The organism is Bradyrhizobium sp. 21, assembly GCF_023073335.1.
Classification (GTDB): domain Bacteria; phylum Pseudomonadota; class Alphaproteobacteria; order Rhizobiales; family Xanthobacteraceae; genus Bradyrhizobium.
In genome coordinates this window covers 292,134-311,217 of record NZ_JADPJG010000015.1, presented here as the reverse complement: position 1 = coordinate 311,217, position 19,084 = coordinate 292,134, and the positions used below count along the sequence as shown (strand labels likewise).

At 63.9% G+C, this 19,084-nt stretch carries 19 protein-coding genes; 7 read left to right on the top strand and 12 right to left on the bottom strand.

Annotated features, from left to right (window positions below; all coding sequences use genetic code 11):
- Positions 1-9 precede the first annotated feature (9 nt).
- The 4 genes from boxB to IVB31_RS17475 form a co-directional block, all read right to left on the bottom strand.
- On the bottom strand, positions 10-1,461 hold the full coding sequence (boxB, locus tag IVB31_RS17490; protein ID WP_247324473.1) for a benzoyl-CoA 2,3-epoxidase subunit BoxB: 1,452 nt from the start codon (positions 1,459-1,461) through the stop codon (positions 10-12).
- Between the two features lie 145 nt (positions 1,462-1,606).
- Positions 1,607-3,295 (bottom strand): 2,3-epoxybenzoyl-CoA dihydrolase, encoded by a 1,689-nt coding sequence (boxC, locus tag IVB31_RS17485; protein ID WP_247324471.1) that lies wholly within the window; start codon positions 3,293-3,295, stop codon positions 1,607-1,609.
- A gap of 111 nt (positions 3,296-3,406) precedes the next feature.
- Positions 3,407-4,225 (bottom strand): alpha/beta hydrolase, encoded by an 819-nt coding sequence (locus tag IVB31_RS17480; RefSeq protein WP_247324470.1) that lies wholly within the window; start codon positions 4,223-4,225, stop codon positions 3,407-3,409.
- Positions 4,226-4,366: 141 nt separating this feature from the next.
- Complete coding sequence (locus IVB31_RS17475; protein ID WP_247324468.1) at positions 4,367-5,908, bottom strand: benzoate-CoA ligase family protein; 1,542 nt, start codon at positions 5,906-5,908, stop codon at positions 4,367-4,369.
- 120 nt (positions 5,909-6,028) lie between these two features.
- On the opposite strand from IVB31_RS17475, the gene IVB31_RS17470 reads away from it, so the two are divergent.
- Positions 6,029-6,955: a helix-turn-helix transcriptional regulator gene (locus tag IVB31_RS17470; RefSeq protein ID WP_346730877.1), complete on the top strand. Its 927-nt coding sequence runs from the start codon at positions 6,029-6,031 to the stop codon at positions 6,953-6,955.
- A gap of 13 nt (positions 6,956-6,968) precedes the next feature.
- Positions 6,969-7,361 (top strand): group II truncated hemoglobin, encoded by a 393-nt coding sequence (locus IVB31_RS17465; protein ID WP_247324464.1) that lies wholly within the window; start codon positions 6,969-6,971, stop codon positions 7,359-7,361.
- A gap of 5 nt (positions 7,362-7,366) precedes the next feature.
- Here the strand turns inward: IVB31_RS17465 and IVB31_RS17460 are convergent, their stop codons facing one another.
- Positions 7,367-8,152 (bottom strand): IclR family transcriptional regulator C-terminal domain-containing protein, encoded by a 786-nt coding sequence (locus tag IVB31_RS17460; RefSeq protein ID WP_247324462.1) that lies wholly within the window; start codon positions 8,150-8,152, stop codon positions 7,367-7,369.
- Between the two features lie 110 nt (positions 8,153-8,262).
- Here IVB31_RS17460 and IVB31_RS17455 point away from each other — a divergent pair, with 110 nt between their 5' ends.
- The 3 genes from IVB31_RS17455 (at position 8,263) to IVB31_RS17445 (ending at position 11,956) form a co-directional block, all read left to right on the top strand.
- Complete coding sequence (locus IVB31_RS17455; RefSeq protein ID WP_247324460.1) at positions 8,263-9,621, top strand: aromatic ring-hydroxylating dioxygenase subunit alpha; 1,359 nt, start codon at positions 8,263-8,265, stop codon at positions 9,619-9,621.
- Between the two features lie 193 nt (positions 9,622-9,814).
- A complete protein-coding gene (locus IVB31_RS17450) occupies positions 9,815-11,251 on the top strand; it encodes a glutamine synthetase family protein (protein ID WP_247324457.1) in 1,437 nt (478 codons plus the stop codon).
- Positions 11,252-11,578: 327 nt separating this feature from the next.
- On the top strand, positions 11,579-11,956 hold the full coding sequence (locus tag IVB31_RS17445) for a hypothetical protein (RefSeq protein WP_247324455.1): 378 nt from the start codon (positions 11,579-11,581) through the stop codon (positions 11,954-11,956).
- A 196-nt stretch (positions 11,957-12,152) separates the two neighbouring features.
- On the opposite strand, the gene IVB31_RS17440 is transcribed toward IVB31_RS17445, so the two are convergent.
- The 7 genes from IVB31_RS17440 to IVB31_RS17410 all read right to left on the bottom strand — a co-directional run bounded on the left by IVB31_RS17440 (position 12,153) and on the right by IVB31_RS17410 (position 17,484).
- Positions 12,153-12,881 (bottom strand): ABC transporter ATP-binding protein, encoded by a 729-nt coding sequence (locus tag IVB31_RS17440; RefSeq protein ID WP_247324453.1) that lies wholly within the window; start codon positions 12,879-12,881, stop codon positions 12,153-12,155.
- The gene (locus IVB31_RS17435; protein WP_247324451.1) at positions 12,874-13,641 is read right to left on the bottom strand and encodes an ABC transporter ATP-binding protein; all 768 of its coding nucleotides are present in this window, start codon (positions 13,639-13,641) and stop codon (positions 12,874-12,876) included. Before IVB31_RS17435 ends, IVB31_RS17440 begins: the two co-directional genes overlap by 8 nt.
- Positions 13,634-14,578, bottom strand: coding sequence for a branched-chain amino acid ABC transporter permease (locus IVB31_RS17430; protein ID WP_247324449.1), 945 nt, complete (start codon positions 14,576-14,578; stop codon positions 13,634-13,636). The genes IVB31_RS17435 and IVB31_RS17430 overlap by 8 nt, the downstream gene beginning before the upstream one ends.
- Positions 14,575-15,492 (bottom strand): branched-chain amino acid ABC transporter permease, encoded by a 918-nt coding sequence (locus IVB31_RS17425; RefSeq protein WP_247324447.1) that lies wholly within the window; start codon positions 15,490-15,492, stop codon positions 14,575-14,577. The genes IVB31_RS17430 and IVB31_RS17425 overlap by 4 nt, the downstream gene beginning before the upstream one ends.
- A 299-nt stretch (positions 15,493-15,791) precedes the next feature.
- Positions 15,792-16,010 (bottom strand): hypothetical protein, encoded by a 219-nt coding sequence (locus IVB31_RS17420; protein WP_008540920.1) that lies wholly within the window; start codon positions 16,008-16,010, stop codon positions 15,792-15,794.
- Between the two features lies 1 nt (position 16,011).
- Positions 16,012-16,668 (bottom strand): acyl-homoserine-lactone synthase, encoded by a 657-nt coding sequence (locus IVB31_RS17415; protein ID WP_247324446.1) that lies wholly within the window; start codon positions 16,666-16,668, stop codon positions 16,012-16,014.
- An 87-nt stretch (positions 16,669-16,755) separates the two neighbouring features.
- A complete protein-coding gene (locus IVB31_RS17410; RefSeq protein ID WP_247324445.1) occupies positions 16,756-17,484 on the bottom strand; it encodes a LuxR family transcriptional regulator in 729 nt (242 codons plus the stop codon).
- Positions 17,485-17,650: 166 nt separating this feature from the next.
- Between IVB31_RS17410 and IVB31_RS17405 the strand changes: the two genes are divergently transcribed.
- The gene (locus IVB31_RS17405) at positions 17,651-17,827 is read left to right on the top strand and encodes a hypothetical protein (protein WP_247324444.1); all 177 of its coding nucleotides are present in this window, start codon (positions 17,651-17,653) and stop codon (positions 17,825-17,827) included.
- 213 nt (positions 17,828-18,040) lie between these two features.
- Entirely contained in the window at positions 18,041-18,979 is a 939-nt protein-coding gene (locus IVB31_RS17400; protein WP_247324443.1) for a LysR family transcriptional regulator, read from the top strand.
- Positions 18,980-19,084: the final 105 nt, after the last annotated feature.

The window sequence follows — 19,084 nt, the reverse complement described above, 5'->3', positions numbered from 1 at the left end:
CGCGAGCCTCTACGATTCGATCTTCACGTACTCGAAATCGCCCGGCTTGTTGTCGATGCCGACTTTCGGCGGCGAGATCCAGGAGGCGAACTCGCCGGTCTCGGTCACCGGCTGCATCAGCGAGGTGATGAAGTCGCCGTCGGCGGTCGAGGGCAGCCATTCGTCCTTGCGCTTCGCCCAATTGGCATCGTCGATCAGGAGACCGTCGGGTGTCGCGTGGATGCCCTTGAACTCGCCGATATGGCGGTGGAAGGCGACGTTGGGCAGCTTGAGCTGGAACTGATAGCCCGCGGTCGAGATCACCTTGTTCCAGCGCAGCATGCCCTTGACGCAATCCTGGCTGTAATCGTCGCGCAGGCGCATATTGAGCGCGGTCAGCGCCGGCTCGTCGACCAGCTTGATCTCGCCGTCGACGAACTTCAGCACCGGATAGGTCGCGTTCTTGAGCTGGTGATCATCCTCGATCTGGGTCTCGTGATAGCGGCCCTTGATGCCGGTGTTGAAGGCGTTGGCCGCGTTGGTCGAGACCTCCGAGCCGAAGAGATCGAGCGACAGCGTATAGTGCAGGTTCAGCTTCTTCTGGATCGTCGGCAGATCGATCACGCCGAGCGCGCGGACCTTCGCGATGTCGGTGGGATCGGTGATGCCGGCTTCGCGCATCGCATCGCAGGTGCGCTGCACGACGCGGGTGATCCCGGTCTCGCCGACGAACATGTGGTGCGCTTCCTCGGTCAGCATGAAGCGGCAGGTGCGCGACAAGGGATCGAAACCGGACTGCGCCAGCGAGTGCAGCTGCATCTTGCCGTCGCGGTCGGTGAAGTAGGTGAACATGAAGAAGGACAGCCAGTCCGGTGTCGCCTCGTTGAAGGCACCCAGCATGCGTGGGCTGTCCGCGTCGCCCGAGCGGCGGCGCAACAAATCATCGGCCTCCTCGCGGCCGTCACGGCCGAAATATTTCTGGAGCAGATAGACCATCGCCCAGAGGTGGCGGCCTTCCTCGACATTGACCTGGAAGAGATTGCGCATGTCATAGAGCGAGGGCGCGGTCTTGCCGAGGTGGCGCTGCTGCTCGACGGAAGCCGGCTCGGTGTCGCCCTGGATCACGATCAGGCGGCGCAACATGGCGCGATACTCGCCCGGGACTTCCTGCCAGGCCGGCTCGCCAAAATGCTCGCCGAACGGCACGACGCGGTTTTCTTCCTGGGGAGCAAGGAGGATGCCCCAGCGATAGTCGGGCATGCGGACATAGTCGAACTTGGCCCAGCCGCGCGGATCGACGGAGTAGGCGGTGCGCAGATACACCAGCGATTCCTGGAAACCTTCCGGCCCCATGTCTTTCCACCAGTCCATGTAGCCGGGATGCCAGCCTTCCAGCGCCTTCAGCACCTGGCGGTCTTCGGCGAGATTGACGTTGTTCGGAATCTTGGTCGAGTAGTCGACGTTCATGATGTTCAGGCTCATGGCCGTGCTCCTTGCGATTTCTTGTCCCGGACGCAGTGCGGCGCGAAGTGCTGCACTGCTGAGCCGGGACCTATTGCTCGGTCTGTGTGGGTCCCGGTTCTGCGTCGCATCACTTCGTGCTGCGCCGCGCCCGGGACACAAAAAGTTAAACCCGCGTCATATCGAATTTCGGCTTCTGGCCGCTGCCGTAGCGGCGCAGCGCGCCTTCCTCGCCGACCGCGTTCGGGCGCTGGAAGATCCAGTTCTGCCAGGCGGTGAGACGCGAGAAGATCTTTGATTCCATCGTCTCGGGACCGACGAAGCGCAGGCTCGCTTCCATGCCGGTGAGGCTGTCGGGAGAGAAGCTGGCACGCTCCTCCAGGAACACGCGGACCTCGTCATCCCAGTCGATGTCGTCGAGCGCGAAGGTGACGAGGCCGAGTTCTTCCGCCTGCTCGGCGTCGAGCGCGGTGCCCATGGTGGCTTCCGCGCGTTCGACATCGGACGGATCGGCCTGGAAGCGCGACTGAAGCCGCGTCAGGCCATGGCTCATCGGATACGGGCCAAAGTTCATGGCGGAGAGTTCGATCGACGGCGGCGGACGGTTGTCGCCCTGGCGCGTGCCGATCAGCATGTAGGAGCGATCGGCGGCGAAGACGAGCTCGGCGAGCGTGCCGGCGAAGCAGGAGCCGGGCTCGACCAGCGTCACCAGCGTGCGCGAGGTGACGTCGATGCGCTTGAGCACACGCTTCCAATAGTGCCTGATCTCGTTGACCAGCCAATGCGCCTTGTTGGTTTCGAGGAAGGCATCGGATGCCAGCACATGGGCGCGGTCGCCATGGCTCTTGAACACCAGCATCGCGATCTCGAGCTCGTTGATGCGCAGATGCAGGATCGCGTCATCGATCTCGCGGGCGACCTGGAGCGGCCAGAACGAAGCGCCCTGCGCCATCATGCCATCGATATCGGCGGGCGGTGCCGTCTCCGGCGCCTTGATCGAGATCGTGGCGATGCGCGCGGCGCGGTCGATATCGACGGTGACGAAGCCGTAACGCAGGCTGGTCTCGTCGATGACACGCTTGAGCGGCGTGAGCGCGATGCCCTTGCCGCTTCCGTTGCGCTTCGACGCAGCCGCAAACTCCTTGGCGCGCTCGGCGACCTTGCCTTCAAGCTTGCTGTTCGGCGCGATCTCGTCGACGAGGCGCCATTGCACGGCGCGCTTGCCCTTCACGCCTTCCTCGATGGTGCAGAAGAAATCGGCATGGTCGCGGCGCACCTTGCGCTTGTCGACGACGCGGGTGAGGCCGCCGGTGCCCGGCAGCACCGCGAGCAGCGGCACTTCGGGCAGCGCCACTGCAGACGCGCCGTCGTCGGCGAGGATGATGTGGTCGGTCGCGAGCGCAAGCTCATAGCCGCCGCCGGCGGCCGAGCCGTTCACGACGGTGATGAAGCGCTGGCCGGAATTTTCCGACGAGTCTTCCATGCCGTTGCGGGTCTCGTTGGTGAATTTGCAGAAGTTGACCTTGTGGGCGTGGGTCGAACCCGCGAGCATGCGGATGTTGGCGCCGGCGCAGAACACGCGGTTCTTGGCCGAGCGCATCACCACGACCTTGACCTCGGGATGCTCGAAGCGCAGGCGCTGGACCACGTCGGCAAGCTCGATATCGACGCCGAGATCGTACGAGTTCAGCTTGAGCAGATAGCCTTCGAACAGGCCGCCATTCTCGTCGACATCCATGGTCAAGGTCGCGACGTCACCGTCGACAGCGAGCTTCCAGTGCCGGTAGCGGGACGGCTCGGTCTGGAAATCGATGAATGTCGCGCCGCCTGCGAGGCGCCGATCTTCCCCGGCCATGGGCCACCCTTGAGCTGTTTATGCGTTCTGGCTTATCGTTATATGCACAATAATGCATATTTTGGAGGATGTCTAGGTTTTAACGCTCCGTCTATGCACTTTGTTTCATGATCACGCGGCGCGGCCCTGAAGTCCCTGATCATCGCGGAGGGCTGCTTCTGCAAATTGCTCAATCGCCTTAAGCGTCGGCCCCGGCGCTTCACGATGCGGGGAATGCCCCGCGCCGGAAATGACTTTCGGATCAATCGGGCAATAACACTCGTCCTGCGCAATTTCGACTTGGCGCAGTGTCCCATACTGGTCATCCACGCCTTGCAGGATCGTGATGGGAACGCGGATGTAGGCCAGATATTCGGAAATGTCCCAGTCGCGGAATCTCGGATCGAGCCAGGCGCCGTTCCAGCCATGGAAGGCGTTGTCGACGTCCTTGTGCCAGCGCGCGAGCTTTGTCCTGAGATCGGTGGTCTCGAAGGCAGTCTTGATCGCGGCGATGGATTTGACCGAGACGTCCTCGACGATGAAATGCGGCGCGATCAGCACGAGGCCGCTCAGGCGATGATCCTGATGTGCCCCGGCATAGATCGTCGCGATCGAGGCACCGTCGGAATGGCCGAGCAGGAGGCCGCGCTTGAAGCCGATCGCATCGAGAATTTTCGGCAGCACGTCCAGCGCCTCGCGCTGCATGTAGTCGAGCGGCCGCGGCATTGTCGCCGGGCTCGACTGGCCATAGCCCGCACGCGAATAGACGAAGATGCCGGCTGAGGTGGCCTCGCGAAGCTTTTCCGGAAAGTCGCCCCAGAGCCCGACGGAGCCGAGGCCTTCATGCAGCATGACGATGGTGGGCGCGTCGGCGGATTCGGGCGCGAGCCATTTGTATTCGAGACTGGCGTTGCCGATGCCGAGGAAGCCTGTGGGGGTGAGGTCGGTCATGCTGTGTCGCCCTATTCTTCCGTCTTATCCAACGTGGAACGCATCGCGCGCCATTCGCTCAGTCGTTCCCTCTCCCTTGTTGGGGAGGGAGCGCAGTGGAGTTCGCAGCAACAGCGTTGGTCACACTCGGCACCCACGCGCTCAATTCGCACCTTCGCGCAGCTTGAACCGCTGGATCTTTCCCGTCGCGGTCTTCGGCAAGGACTCCACAACGTCGATCCAGCGCGGATATTTCCATGGGCCGATCTTCTGCTTGACGTGGTCCTTGAGCATCTCCTGAAGGTTGCTCGTGGTGGCGCCTGGGCGCAGCACGACAAAGGCCTTCGGCTTCAACAGGCCTTCCGGATCGGCCTCGGGCACGACGGCGGCTTCCAGCACGGCTGGATGCGTGATCAGCGCGCTCTCGACCTCGAACGGCGACACCCAGATGCCGGAGACCTTGAACATGTCGTCGGCGCGGCCGCAGAAGGTGTAGCGGCCCTCGGCATCCCGAATATATTTGTCCCCGGTGCGGGTCCACGGGCCCTCGAACGTGCGGCGGCTCTTGTGGCGCTGGTTCCAGTAGCCCTCGCCGGCGGAGGGTGCATCGACCAGCAGTTCGCCGACCTCGCCGTCGGCCACGGCCTCACCGGCTTCGTTGACGAGCCGAACCGCGTAGCCCGGCACCGGCTTGCCGCACGAGCCGTATTTGATGTCGCCCGGCGCATTCGACAGGAAGATGTGCAACAGCTCGGTCGAACCGACGCCGTCGAGAATGTCGACGTTGAAGCGCGCCTTCCAGCTGTTGCCGACCGATTCCGGCAGCGCCTCGCCGGCCGAGGTGCAGATGCGCAAGGACGTGCCGCCGCGCTCGGCCTTCCTCGCCTCGTCGTTTAGCATCGCGGCGAACAGCGTCGGCACGCCGTAGAAGATCGAGGGATTGTACTTGTTCATCAGGTCGAACATGCGTGCCGGCGTCGGGCGCTCGCTGTTCAGGATTGTGGTGGCGCCGACCGACATCGGGAAGGTCAGCGCATTGCCGAGGCCATAGGCGAAGAACAGCTTTGCCGCGGAGAGACCGACGTCGTTCTCGCGGATGCCGAGCACCTGGCTCGCATAAGTGTCGGCCGTCGCCTGCAAATTCGAATGGATGTGGCGCACGCCCTTGGGCATGCCGGTCGAACCCGACGAATACAGCCAGAACGCCGGTTCATCCGGATGCGTCGCCGCGGTCGTGAACTGATCGCTCTCGCGCGCGAGTTCTTCGGCGAGCTGCTTGTGGCCGTTCGCCTTGGCTCCGGACACCACGACGTGCTCGATATCCGGCATGCGGTCGACGACGTCCTTGATAACGGGATAGAGCGCTTCGGAGACGAACAGCACGCGCGCGCGGCAGTCGGCGAGGATGTAGGCGTACTGGTCCGAGGTCAGCAGCGTGTTGAGCGGCACCGGCACGATGCCGGCACGGATCGCACCCAGGAACACGATCGGGAAATCGACCGTATCCGGCATGATCATCGCCACGCGCTCTTCGCGGCGGACACCGAGGCGGCGCAGCATGTTGGCGGCGCGCCGCGTCTCACGCTGGAGCTCGCCATAGGTGAGCCGGGAGACGGTGTCGTCGAACACCAGCTTGTTGCCGCGGCCCTCCTCGACGTTACGGTCGAGCAGCCAGGTCACCGCGTTATAGGATCCCTCGACCACGGACGTCTCCCCTGATTTTAGAATTATAATTCATAGAAAGACACTGCGGCAGCTTGCTGTCAATGCCAGCAGGCATTATGTTTCATTAAACCGCGCCGCAGGACCTTCTTAAAAGAAGACATCCGCTCAAGAAGGCTCATGACCGACAGTCCCGACGCCGAATCCCGATTTCTCGAACAGCTCGGCCAGCGCGTGCGCACCATGCGCGCGCTGCGCGGCATGTCGCGCAAAGTGCTCGCCAAGGTATCGGGAATTTCGGAGCGCTACATCGCGCAGCTCGAGAGCGGCAAGGGCAACGTCTCCATCGTGCTGTTGCGCCGCGTCTCGGTCGCGATGGGCGCGCATCTGGAAGACCTGCTGCCCTCCGCCGATCCGACCCCGGACTGGCAGATGTTTCGCGATCTCCTGCGCAAGGCGACGCCGGCGCAGATCGCGCAGGCCAAGGATCTGCTCGCCGGCGGCAGCGCCTCGGCGCCGCGGCGCGCGCCGTTCTGCGGCATCGCGCTGATCGGCCTGCGCGGCGCCGGCAAATCCACGCTCGGCAAGGTGTTGGCGAAGAAGGTCGGCTGGAGCTTCGTCGAGCTCAACAAGGAGGTCGAGCAGCAGAACGGGCTCTCGGTCGCCGAGATCATCGCGCTCTACGGCCAGGAAGGCTTTCGCCGCATGGAGCAGGCGGCGCTGCAACAGTTGCTCGCGCGCAATGAGCTGATGGTGCTGGCGACCGGCGGCGGCATCGTCTCGGAGCCTCTGACCTTCGACCAGATCCTGTCGTCGTTCTACACGATCTGGCTGAAGGCCGAGCCCGAGGAGCACATGGCCCGCGTCCGCCGCCAAGGCGATCTGCGGCCGATGGCCGATGACCGCTCCGCAATGGCCGAGCTGCGCAACATTCTGCTTAGCCGCGAGCCGCTGTATGCGCGCGCGACGGCGGTGGTGGACACGGCGGGACTTTCCGTCGACGCCGCCGCGGCGCGCCTGATCGATGCGGTACGCCCCGTGCTGCAGAACGAAGCGCGCAGCTTTGGGCTGCGCAGCGTGGCGCTGTAGGCCGGGGCGCGGCATGACCGAGAGCGGCGTTACGGTTTCCATGTTCGAGCGGATCGGCGGCAGTGCCACGATCGATCGGCTGGTCGATCGCTTCTACGAGCGGATGGATACCCTGCCGGAGGCACAGGTCATCCGCGCCATGCACGCCGCCGATCTCGGCCTGATCAGGGACGTGCTGAAGCGCTATCTCACCGAATGGACCGGCGGCCCGAAACTCTATTCGGTCGAGAAGGGCCATCCACGGCTGCGCCAGCGCCATATCGGCTTTGCCATCGGCGATGCCGAGCGCGACGCCTGGATGCTCTGCATGCGCGGCGCGCTGGAGGAAAGTGTTGCGGACGCTGCGGCGCGGGAGGACCTCGATCGCGCCCTGTCGGGTCTCGCCGACTGGATGCGCAACCGGTAGCCAAGCTACAACAGCTGCGAGCCCACGGAGTCCGCACCCTCACGCAACAACGGCAAAAATCGCTCGATCAATTCCTGCGCCGGCACGCGGTCGACATGGGCGCCCATGTTGATGGCGGCGACAATGACGCCGTCGTAGCGGCGCACCGGGATCGAGATCGAGCGGAAATGCGGCTCGGCCTCGCGATCGACCAACGCATAGCCTTGCGCGCGGTCGGCAGCGATGCGCGCGAGCAAGGCCTTGGGATCGGTTACCGTCTGCGGCGTCAGCGCCTCGCGCGTCATCGCCTTCAGGCGCGAAGCAAGATCGGCATCGTCGAGCTGGCCGAGCATGGCGCGGCCGACCGAGGTGCAGAACGCCGGCAGGCGGTAACCGATCTCGAGGCCGCCGGAAAACATCCGCGCCGGACTGCTGCGCGCGATGAACACGACCTCATCGCCGTCGAGGACCGCGAGCGAGCAGATTTCGTTGGCCGCGGTCGCGACGCGATCGAGCACCGGTTGCAGGACCGTGACGAGCTGGCTGGACCGCAGATACGACGCGGCCAGTGTCAGCACATGCGGCGTCAGCGAAAACAGCTTGCCGTCGCCGGCGACGAACCCGCCGCGCTGGAGCGTGAACAGCATGCGGCGCGCGGTGGCGCGCGGAAGCTCGGCGGCGCGGGCGAGATCGCTCAGCGTCATCGGGCCGGCCGTGGTGCCGAAGCATTGCAGCAGGCGCAGCCCGCGATCGAGGCTCTCGACGAAATCCGTCGCGCGTTCGTCGCTCTCGCTTCGCTTCAGTTTTGGCATGGTGTCGGGATTGTCCTGCAAAATAGTGCTTGCTGCCGGATCGGGTCATGTCATAATTCGCCCATTCGTTCAATAGGCGAACAAACCTCACCCAAAAGGATGCCCTCGCCATGATGAGCCAGGAGCAGAACGACCTGATTACCCGCACCGGGCCGAAGGACCCCTGCGGAAAGCTGATGCGGAGCTACTGGCAGCCGGCGGCGCTGGTGGATGAGCTCGAAGGCGATCGTCCGATCCGCCCCGTCAAGCTGCTCGGCGAAAATCTGGTGCTGTTCCGCGACGAGCGAGGGCGCTACGGCCTGATCGATCGCCACTGCGCCCATCGCGGCGCCGACCTCGCCTTTGGACGGCTCGAACATGGCGGCCTGCGCTGCGCCTTCCATGGCTGGCTGTTCGACGCCACCGGCCAGTGCATCGAGACGCCGGCCGAGCCGAAGGATTCCAAACTCTGCCAGAACGTCCGCCAGCGCTCCTATCCCGTGGTGGAGAAGAGCGGCATCCTCTGGGCTTATCTCGGCGAAGGTGAGCCGCCGGCATTCCCCGAGCTCGACTGCTTCGTCGCGCCCGGCACGCATATTTTCGCGTTCAAGGGCCACATGGCCTGCAACTGGCTGCAGGCGCTGGAGGTCGGCATCGATCCCGCGCACGCCTCCTATCTGCATCGCTTCTTCGAGGACGAGGACACCTCGACCGCGTACGGAAAGCAGTTCCGCGGCGCGTCCGCCGGCAGCGACCTGCCGATGACCAAGATCCTGCGCGAATACGATCGCCCGATCATCAATGTCGAGCACACCGAATACGGGTTGCGGCTGATCGCGCTGCGCGAGATCGACGAGGAGCGCACCCATGTGCGCGTCACCAACCAGCTCTTCCCGCACGGCTTCGTCATCCCCATGAGCACGGAGATGACGATCACGCAGTGGCACGTGCCGGTCGACGACGAGAACTGCTACTGGTACGCGATCTTCACCAGCTATGCGAACCCGGTCGACAAACAGAAGATGCGCGACCAGCGGCTCGAGCTCTATGAGCTGCCCGACTACAAATCGCGCAAGAACAAGACCAACGATTACGGTTTCGATCCGCACGAGCAGCAGACCGCGACCTATACCGGCATGGGCAGCGACATCAACGTCCACGACCAGTGGGCGGTGGAGTCGATGGGCGCGATCCAGGACCGCACCAGCGAGCATCTCGGCACCAGCGACAAGGCGATCGTGCAATATCGCCGCCTGCTGCGGCAGGAGATCGAGAAGGTCGGCGGCGGCGAGAAGCCGATGCTGTTTCTCGACGAGGCCAACGCACGCAGCATCCAGGGACCGGCGACCATGGACGGCATCGGGCCGACGCGGGGCTGGGAGACCTATTGGATGGAAGTCGACGTCAAGCGCCGCCGCGGTGCGCCTTGGGCGGCACCGGTGCCGAAGGAGATCGCGGACAACGTGCACCGGCTGACGGCGGCGGAGTGAGGGTGACGCTTCCGACCAGCGAGGCGCGGCGGCGGCTCCACATTCTTCGTTGTCATGCCCCGCGAAAGCGGGGCATCCAGTACGCCGCGGCCTCTCGTGGACACACGGCCGTCTCTGGAATACTGGATCGTCCGCTTTCGCGGACCATGGCAGCGAGGGTTATACTCCTACCGGGCGAGAAGGAACGTTCAAAGTGAGTTTCGTCGCGCGTCATGCGCTGTGGTCCGATGAGCAGAAGGACGCCGCAACACGGCTGCGCCGTCTCGTCGAGGAGAAGAACCTCGAGGTCATCCGCCTCGCTTTCCCCGACCAGCACGGCATCTTGCGCGGCAAGACCATCATCGCGTCCGAGGCGATTGCCTCGCTGGAAAGCGGCTGCTCCATCACCACCACCCTGCTCGCCAAGGACACCTCGCACCGCACGGTGTTTCCGGTGTTCACATCAGGCGGCGGTTTTGGCATGAAGGAGATGGAGGGCGCGGCCGACGTACTGATGGTCGCCGATCCCACCACGTTTCGCGTGCTGCCATGGGCACCGGCCACGGGCTGGGTTCTCTGCGACCTCTATTTCAATGACGGCCGTCCCGTGCCCTTCGCGACGCGCGGTCTCTATCGCAAGGTGCTCGACGAGCTCGCAAGCCGCGGCCACGATTTCGTCGCGGGGCTCGAGGTCGAATTCCACATCTTCAAGCTCGACGATCCGCATATGCGCCCCGAGGATGCGGGACAGCCCGGCACGCCGCCGTCGGTGAGCCTGCTCAGCCACGGCTACCAATACCTCACCGAGCAGCGCTTCGATCAGATGGAGCCGGTGCTGGAGATTTTGCGCCGTGACATCGTCGCGCTCGGCCTTCCCCTGCGCTCGGTCGAGGTCGAGTTCGGGCCGAGCCAGTGCGAATTCACCTTCGCGCCGAAGAAGGGGATGGAGCCCGCCGACAACATGGTGCTGTTTCGTAGCGCCGTGAAGCAGATCGCGCACCGCCACGGCTATCACGCCACCTTCATGTGCCGGCCAAAACTGCCGAACCTTTTCGCGAGCGGCTGGCACCTGCATCAGTCGATCGTGTCGCGCGCGAGCGGCGAGAATCAGTTCATGGCGAAAGACGGCGGCGAGCCGCTCAGCGCCTTCGGCCGCGCGTATCTTGCCGGCCTGCTCGACCACGCCCGCGCCTCGACATTGTTCACCACCCCGACCATCAACGGTTACAAGCGGTACCGCTCCTATTCGCTGGCGCCGGATCGCGCGATCTGGGGCCGCGACAATCGCGGCGTGATGATCCGCGTGCTCGGGGCTGCCGGCGATGCCGCCACGCGCCTGGAAAACCGCATCGGCGAGCCCGCCGCCAATCCCTATCTCTACATGGCCTCGCAGATTCTCTCGGGCCTCGACGGCGTCGACCGCAAGCTCGATCCCGGCCCGTCGGCCGACACGCCCTACGAGACCAAGGCGCCGCTATTGCCGAAATCCCTGCGCGACGCGGTCAGCGCGCTGAAGGACGATCCGTTCTTCCGCGAGAAGCTGGGGGCGGAGTTCGTCGACTATTACGCCCACATCAAGAACGCCGAGATCGACCGCTTCCTGGCGGAGGTGACGGATTGGGAGCATCGCGAATATTTCGAGGTGTTTTGACGCCCTCCTCCCTCGGAGGCGGAGCCGCCGCGGCTCAATGCTCACACCCCCGTGAGGTGACTTCGTCCCACCTATTCCGACGACATCACATCGCGGGCCGACGAAACCATTTTCCGCACGTCCCGAAAACCGCCGGAAAAACACCGGGGTTAACCTGCTCCTGTGATCAACAGTGGAGTTCGGTCATGTGGGGTCAATTGTTCAGCCTGATCTATCGCCTGTCCTGCCGGACCACTCTGACCGAGATCGGCGCGCATCGGCTTACGCGGTGATTGGGCCGGTCGGGCGCTAATAGGTAAGACGGTTTGACCAGATGACGGGGATTTCATGCGCAAGCTGATCCTGATCGCTTCGATCTCGCTGTTCGCAGCACAAGCCCATGCCGGTGGTCCGCGCAGTCTGAGCCTCGCGGCGACCAACGCAAACCAACCGGCCGCCGGGCAACCGGCCTCGCCCACAGCCGCACCGCAGACGACGCAGGCCCCGGCGGCAACGCAGCCGGCGAATGTCCAGACGGCGACCACCGCCCCGACTTCAACGCCTCCGGCGGCGGCCGCCACGACAACCGCGACCCCTCCGGCCGCAACTCAGTCCACTGGTGCACCGGTTGCCAGCACGACAGATGTCGCCAAAACGAAACGTCGCCAGCCTTCCACCGAGGCGCGCGTGATCCGCGAGCTGCATCGGCATGGGATTTACTGGTGATTGCCCCGATGTCGTCCTGGCGAAAGCCAGGACCCATTACCCCAAGAAGGGGTTTGGCGAAGACCGTTGTTCGGTACTGATACTGCCCAAAATAGGTAGACCTCGCGGTATGGGTCCTGGCCCCCGTGCGCAATTGCGCACTAGGCCAGGACGACACCGAGTGGGCGGCGCGAGCATCCCGCCCCTAATCGTATCGTCAAATCCCCAGATATTTGTGCTGCAGATCCGGCTCGGCCATCAGCTCGTCCGAGGTGCCGCTCCACACCGTCTTGCCGCGCTCGATGATGGTGTGGCGGTCGCAGATGCGGGCGAGGTGGTCGACGTTCTTGTCGACGACCAGGATCGACTGTCCTCGGCTCTTGAGCAGCGACAGGCAGGTCCATATTTCTTCGCGGATCAGCGGCGCGAGGCCTTCGGTCGCTTCATCCAGGATCAGGAGCTTCGGGTTGGTCATCAGGGCGCGCCCGATGGCAAGCATCTGCTGCTCGCCGCCGGAGAGCTGGTTGCCCATGTTGGCGGCGCGCTCGGCGAGGCGCGGAAACATCCCGTAGATCGCAGCCAGCGTCCAGGGATTGGCGCTGCCGAAGCGATCGGCGGCGGCCGCAACCAGGTTTTCGCGCACGGTGAGGTTCGGGAAGATCTGCCGCCCCTCCGGGACGAGGCCGACGCCCAGCTTTGCGATTCGGTAGGACGGCTGCGTCCGCACCTCGGTGCCCGCAAAGCGGATGCTGCCGGCGCGCGCCGGGGTTAGGCCCATGATGGAGCGGATGGTCGTGGTCTTGCCCATGCCGTTGCGGCCCATCAACGAGACCATCTCGCCTGATTTGATCGACAGCGACAGCCCGAACAGCACCTGGGACAGGCCGTAGCAGGTCTCGATGCCGTCGACCTCGAGCAGCGTGTCGGCCACCACTTTTTCAGCCATGGTGCGTCACCACATGCGCCTCGCCGAGATAGGCGCGCTTGACGTCCTCGTTCGCCCGGATCGCGGCCGGATCGCCGGAGGCGATGACGCGGCCATAGACCAGCACCGAGATGCGGTCGGCGAGCGCGAACACCGCCGGCATGTCGTGCTCCACCAGCACGATCGAGACTTCTTTCCGCAACTCCTGGAGCAGTTGCACCATGCGCTGGGATTCGGTGACGCCGAGACCCGCCATCGGCTCGTCGAGCAGCAGCAATTTCGGCTTGCTCGCGAGCGCGACCGCAAGCTCGATCTGGCGACGCTCGCCATGGCTGAGCCTGGACACCAGGACGTCGGCGCGATGGGCCAGACCAACGCGGTCGAGCGCGGCATGCGCGGCATCGCGCAGGCCCTTCTCCTTGCGGGCATTGGCGAAGAAGCGGAACGAGTGCCCCGCATGCGCCTGCGCCGCCAGCGCGACATTGTCGGCGGCGGTGAAATCGAGCAGCAACGAGGTGATCTGGAACGAACGTGCCAGGCCCAGCGCGCAGCGGCGATAGGCCGGCAGATAGGTGATGTCGCGACCGCCCAGCGAGACGGTTCCGGAATGCGGTTCAAGATGTCCGGTGAGCTGGCTGATCAGCGTGGTCTTGCCGGCGCCGTTCGGGCCGATGATGGCGTGCAGCTCACCGGCCGCGACGTCGAGCGAGACGTTGTCGGTCGCAACGATACCGCCGAAGCGGCGCACCAGCCTGTCGACACGGAGCAAGGGTTCAGCCACGATTGAGCCTCCCGAGCAGGCCCATGATCCCGCCACGGCCGAACAGCACGATCAGCAGCAGCAGCGGCCCCATGATCAGCGCCCAATATTCGGTGAGCTGCGACAAAAACTCTTCCAGCAGCAGATATACCACCGCGCCGATGACCGGGCCGAACAGCGTGCCCATGCCGCCGAGGATCACCATCACCATGAGGTCGCCGGAACGGGTCCAGTACATCATGGCCGGGCTGACGAAATCGGTGTTGTTGGCGAGCAGCGCGCCGGCGAGGCCGCACATGGTGCCTGAGATGACGAAGCAGACGAGCTGGTAGCGTTTCGAGGGAAAGCCGATCGCCTGCATGCGCTGCTCGTTGGAGCGCAGCCCCTGCAACACGAGGCCGAAGCGCGAATTGACGACGCGCCAGATCAGGAAGATCATTGCGAACAAGCAGGCGAGGCAGAGATAATAGAACTGCGTGCGGTTCGACAGATTGACCAGCCCGGAGAAGTCGCTGCGCTTGTAGACGGTGAGGCCGTCATCGCCGCCGTAACGCGCCAGTCCCGAGGCGACGTAATAGGCCATCTGCGCGAAGGCGAGCGTGATCATGATGAAATAGACGCCTCGGGTGCGCAAGGAGAGCGCGCCGATCACCAGCGCGTAAGTCGCCGACGCCGCGAGCGCGACCGGAAACTGGATGAAGCCGGAGCCGATGCCTTCCTGTGCCAGCATGCCGACCGCGTAGCCGCCGATGCCGAGATAGGCGGCGTGGCCAAAACTCATCATGCCGCCAAAACCCATGATGAGGTTGAGGCTGGCGGCCGCCAGCGCCAGGATGATGATTCGGGTGAACAGCGTCAGGATGAAGATGTTGCCGGAGGCTTGCGAGTAGAGCGGCAACAGCACGAGGCCTACCACAAGAAGGGCCGTGACGGCCTTGCTCACAGTGAAAGCCTTCATCGACGATTGGCCGGAAACAGCCCCTCCGGCCGCACCACCAGCACGATCGCCATCAACAGGTAGATCAGCATGGACGACAGCGCGGGCGCGGCGGTGGAGGCGGCGGCGCCGCTCAGCACCTGCCGCAACAGGTTCGGCAGGAAGGCGCGGCCAAGCGTGTCGATCATGCCGACAAAGATCGCGGCGAGAAACGCGCCGCGGATCGAGCCGATGCCGCCGATCACGATGATGACGAAGGCGAGGATCAGGATGTTCTCGCCCATGCCGATCTGCACGGTGAGGATCGGTGCCTGCATCAACCCGGCAAGGCCTGCGAGCGCGGCACCGAGGCCGAACACCAGCGTGTAGAGCAGCTTGATGTTGATGCCGAGCGCGCCGATCATCTCGCGATTGGAGGCGCCGGCGCGGATCAGCATGCCGATGCGGGTGCGCATCACGCCGAGATAGAGCAGCAGCGCGACCAGCAGCGCCACCGCGATGATGGCGAGGCGATAGGCGGGATAGTGAATGCCCGGCAGGATCGGTACCGGCACGGTAAGCCAATTCGGCAGCTGCAGCGCGAGGCCGGCCGGACCCCAGACCAGCCGCACGGCCTCGTTGAAGAACAGGATCAGCCCGAAGGTCGCGAGCACGTGGTCGAGATGGTCGCGGCCATAGAGATGCCGCAGCGCGCTCATCTCGAGCACGATGCCGAGCACCAGCGTCGCGCCGAGCGCCAGCAGCGCGCCGAGCAGGAAGCTGCCGGTCCAGGCCGCGAAGGTGGCGGCGAAATAGGCGCCCATCATGTAGAGCGAGCCGTGCGCGAGGTTGACGAGATCCATGATCCCGAACACCAGCGTGAGGCCGGCTGCGAGCAGGAACAGCAGCAGGCCGAACTGCAACCCGTTCAAGAACTGTTCGACGACGAGCAGCATCAAAACTCTTTCAGGCGCACGCAGCTTCGCGCCGATGTCCGAACACGGTCGCCATCAGTGAAAGAGCTCCCCCTGCCTCTACAAGGCGGAAAAATGGGTAATGGCAGTATCGTTCCGAGGCAAGAGCGATTCGACACCGAACATGCACTTTGTTGCATGCCGGTGCATGCGATCGAACTGGGCGATGCAAAAAGACTGCCGTGCGGGCTGGGGCAACGTGCCGCACCCAAAACGATCACCCTCCCCCCGGCTGGCCGGAGGGAGGGTGCGATGGTCGTCGGAATGTAAAGAGGACGCGTCTAGTGCGACGTCATCTGCCGGGGAAGATCATCCGGCTCGGCGAGCACGCTGTTGGCCGTCGAGGCTTCCAGCGCCGCCATCCGGAACAGATAGGCGAGCGTCGCCAATCCGGTGTCTTCCGCCATCTGCGCCAATTCGAGCGCCATGTCGGACATGTAGCCGAGATTCTCGTCCTTGGTCTGCGCCATGATCTGGCTGTCTCGCATCATGTTCGACATCTCAAGCGCTCCTTCGTTGGGCGGCGAGGCCGCAGAGGTTGGCACGGGCGACGGCGTCCAGACGCGGGCCGTCGTGGCGCACGACATTCTTCATTCCGATACGGTCGCGCACGACATCGAGCGATTCCTGTCGGACCTCGATGGACGCCGCCATGGTCCAGGAATTCTCGATCAGTGCCGGCAATCCCAGCGGGGTAACGACGAAGCCGATGTCGTGGAAGCGCGGCAACCACCAGGTCTCCATGACGAGACAAAGACGCTCGATACCCTGATCCAGGCAGAACTCCTGCGCCGCAGCCATCAATTGCAGATTGAACGCGCCGTCGCGGCGTTCGCGCGAAACGAAGAAGCGCGACCACTCCCAGACCAGCGGGTCGGAGGGGCACCCGCGCACCGCGGCGAGATGCGGGAAGACCTCGCTCAGCATCGTCGGCTTGGTGGTCGGATACAGGCGGGAGCCGCCGAGCACCCGGCGGTTATCGAGCGCCAGCAGGTAGATCGCGTCCTCATTGTCATAGGTGTCGATCTCGCGGCCGTCGGGCTTGCGGAGCGCCTCCCATTTCCGTTCCTCGACGAAAATCTCGTGACGCACCCTGAAATGTTGCTCGAGCACGTCCTCATAGAGGTGCCGGTTAACGGCAGAGATCACATGAATCATTTATTCCCCCATTGTTCGAAATAAAGGGGAATCCTCACGGAAAACGACCAGACCGACTATTGGGAAATTTCCCAGTAGGCGCGGATTTCAGGGGGTGATGATTCTGTGGCGGATCGCGATCGCGACCGCGTGGGTCCGGTTGACCGCACCCAGCTTGCGCGCGGCAGTTGCAAGATGTTCTTCGGCTGTGCGCTGCGTGATGTGCAGGATCTCGCCGATTTCCCAGGCCGACTTGCCCTGCGACGCCCAGGCGAGCACCTCGCGCTCGCGCGGGGTAAGACGCATCGATGGATGCGGTACCGGATCGAGCAGACGGCGAATATGATCGAAGCCGTACATTCCGATCAGGTGCAGCGCCGGCTTACTGCGCGCATTGAGATCGAGATGAACGCCACCGAGCGAAACGCCAGCCTCATACCCGGTCAACCCGTGGATCGGCACCACGAAGCCGCGCGACATTCGGAAATCGGCAGCGCGCCGCATCACTTCTACCGCGCCCGGCTCCAGTTCCGGATCGTACGGCGCCTCAGACCACTCGAATGGGTTCACCGTCTGCCGGCACTTGCGGATCACGGGATCGACACGGTCGTAGCCTTTTTGAGTATAGAGGCTGAACCATTCCGCCGGCCACTTCTTGGCGAGCACCATTTGGGAAAAGCGCTGATCGGGATTCGGCAAGCCGGTGACGATGATATGCTCGAAGCCGTACCGTCCGAACGCGGTCGCAAGCGCGTCCATGGCGTCCGGAACCTTGGTGTAGGCTCCTAGCCCCTCAATGAAGTCGAGCGCTTCCCGGCCATAATCCACGGCGGACATCGGTGCGTTTCCTGACCCTCGCCGTTCGCTATAGCACGACTTTGGGGGCTGCCTCAATTCGCTGCTCCCGTAGTTCCCCGGTAGGCGTCTGCGCGGAAGCTTTAATCTACTTGTGGAAGAAGTGACGTCAAGTTACACCTGCGGCGTACAGAGCGAGAAAACCCCGATGGACGACGAGAACATCGCCCTCAACAGCGTGCTCGGCCTGGAACTCAACCGCGTGTTTTTCGCCGTCCTCGAAACGGCAAACAAGCAGAAGATCATCGAGTTCGCGCGCGAGATTCTGCAAAGCGAGCGCACCAAGCCGGCAGAGAGTGCCTCGCCGGAAGGACCGGCGAGCTAGAACGCAGTTGCAGCAAGGCGTGCGTCCTGCGCGAGCGACGCCTCTCCATTCGAACGTGCCGATTTTCGCCGAAACAATCAGGTCGTTGCCTTTCCTTCTCGCCTTGTGGGAGAAGGTGGCGCGAAGCGTCGGCCGCTATCGCGGCGATCCACCCTCTCACAAGGGGAGAGGGAAGGGCAGCGCGACCACGATTATCTTTCGGGTGCCAAGAGCATGATGACGCTGCGCCAAGTTGAAGTGATCCGTGCCGTGATGGTGACGGGCACCATCGGCGGCGCGGCCAAGCTGCTCAACGTCTCGGCGCCGGGGATCAGCCGGCTCGTCAAATACACCGAGCGCTCGCTCGGCATCCGCTTCTTCCAGCGTCAGAACGGCCGCTATTTTCCGACCCCGGAAGCCGAGAACATTTTCGAGCAGATCAACGGCGTCTACAAGAAGGTCGACGATCTCTCGGAGCTCATCTCCAAGATCGGCCGCGGCGGATTGTCGGAATTGCGCATCGGCTCGGTGCCGAGCATCTCGCAGGTGATGGTGCCGCGCGCGATCGAGCGGGTCCGCCGCCGCTATCCCGATCTCGGCATCGACATCAACATCCTCAAGATCGAGGAAGCAATCGACTATCTTCTGCTCGGCCGCGGCGAGTGCGTCGCGATGAGCTACCGGCTCGAGCATTCCGGGCTCGACTTCATGCCGCTCGCCTCCGGCGAGCTCTATTGTATCGTGCCGCCCGGCCACGAACTCGCCGGCCGCAAGCAGGTCTCGGCCGCCGAGATCACCCGTTATCCCCTGATCGGCATCGATCCCAACGATCCCTACGGCCGGATCATGGCCGAGATCTTCGCGCGCAACCGGCTCGACTACAACATCACCATCCGCGCGCGCTTCGGCACCACGGTCTGCGCGCTGGTGAAGGCGGGGCTCGGCATCGCCATCATCGACCAGTTCACGGTGGCCCATGGCGGCTATCCCGGAATCGAGCTGTTGAAGATCACCGAGCCGACGCGGTTCGACACCTATATCGCGGTGAAGCGCGGCGCGCCGTTGTCGCTTCACGTCGAGTATTTCATCGAAGCCCTGCGCACCGAGATGCGCGCGGTGGAGCCGTCCCGCAGCAACGGCAAGGCCGTTCCGGCGCGGGGGCGAAAGAAATAACATTATGTTAGGTTTGTCCGATAAATGGGTAATTGTGTTAGGCGGGGGAAAGGCTATCGTCCGACATGGAAGCCCCCTTGGAATGGCGCGGATTTCCCCGCTAAT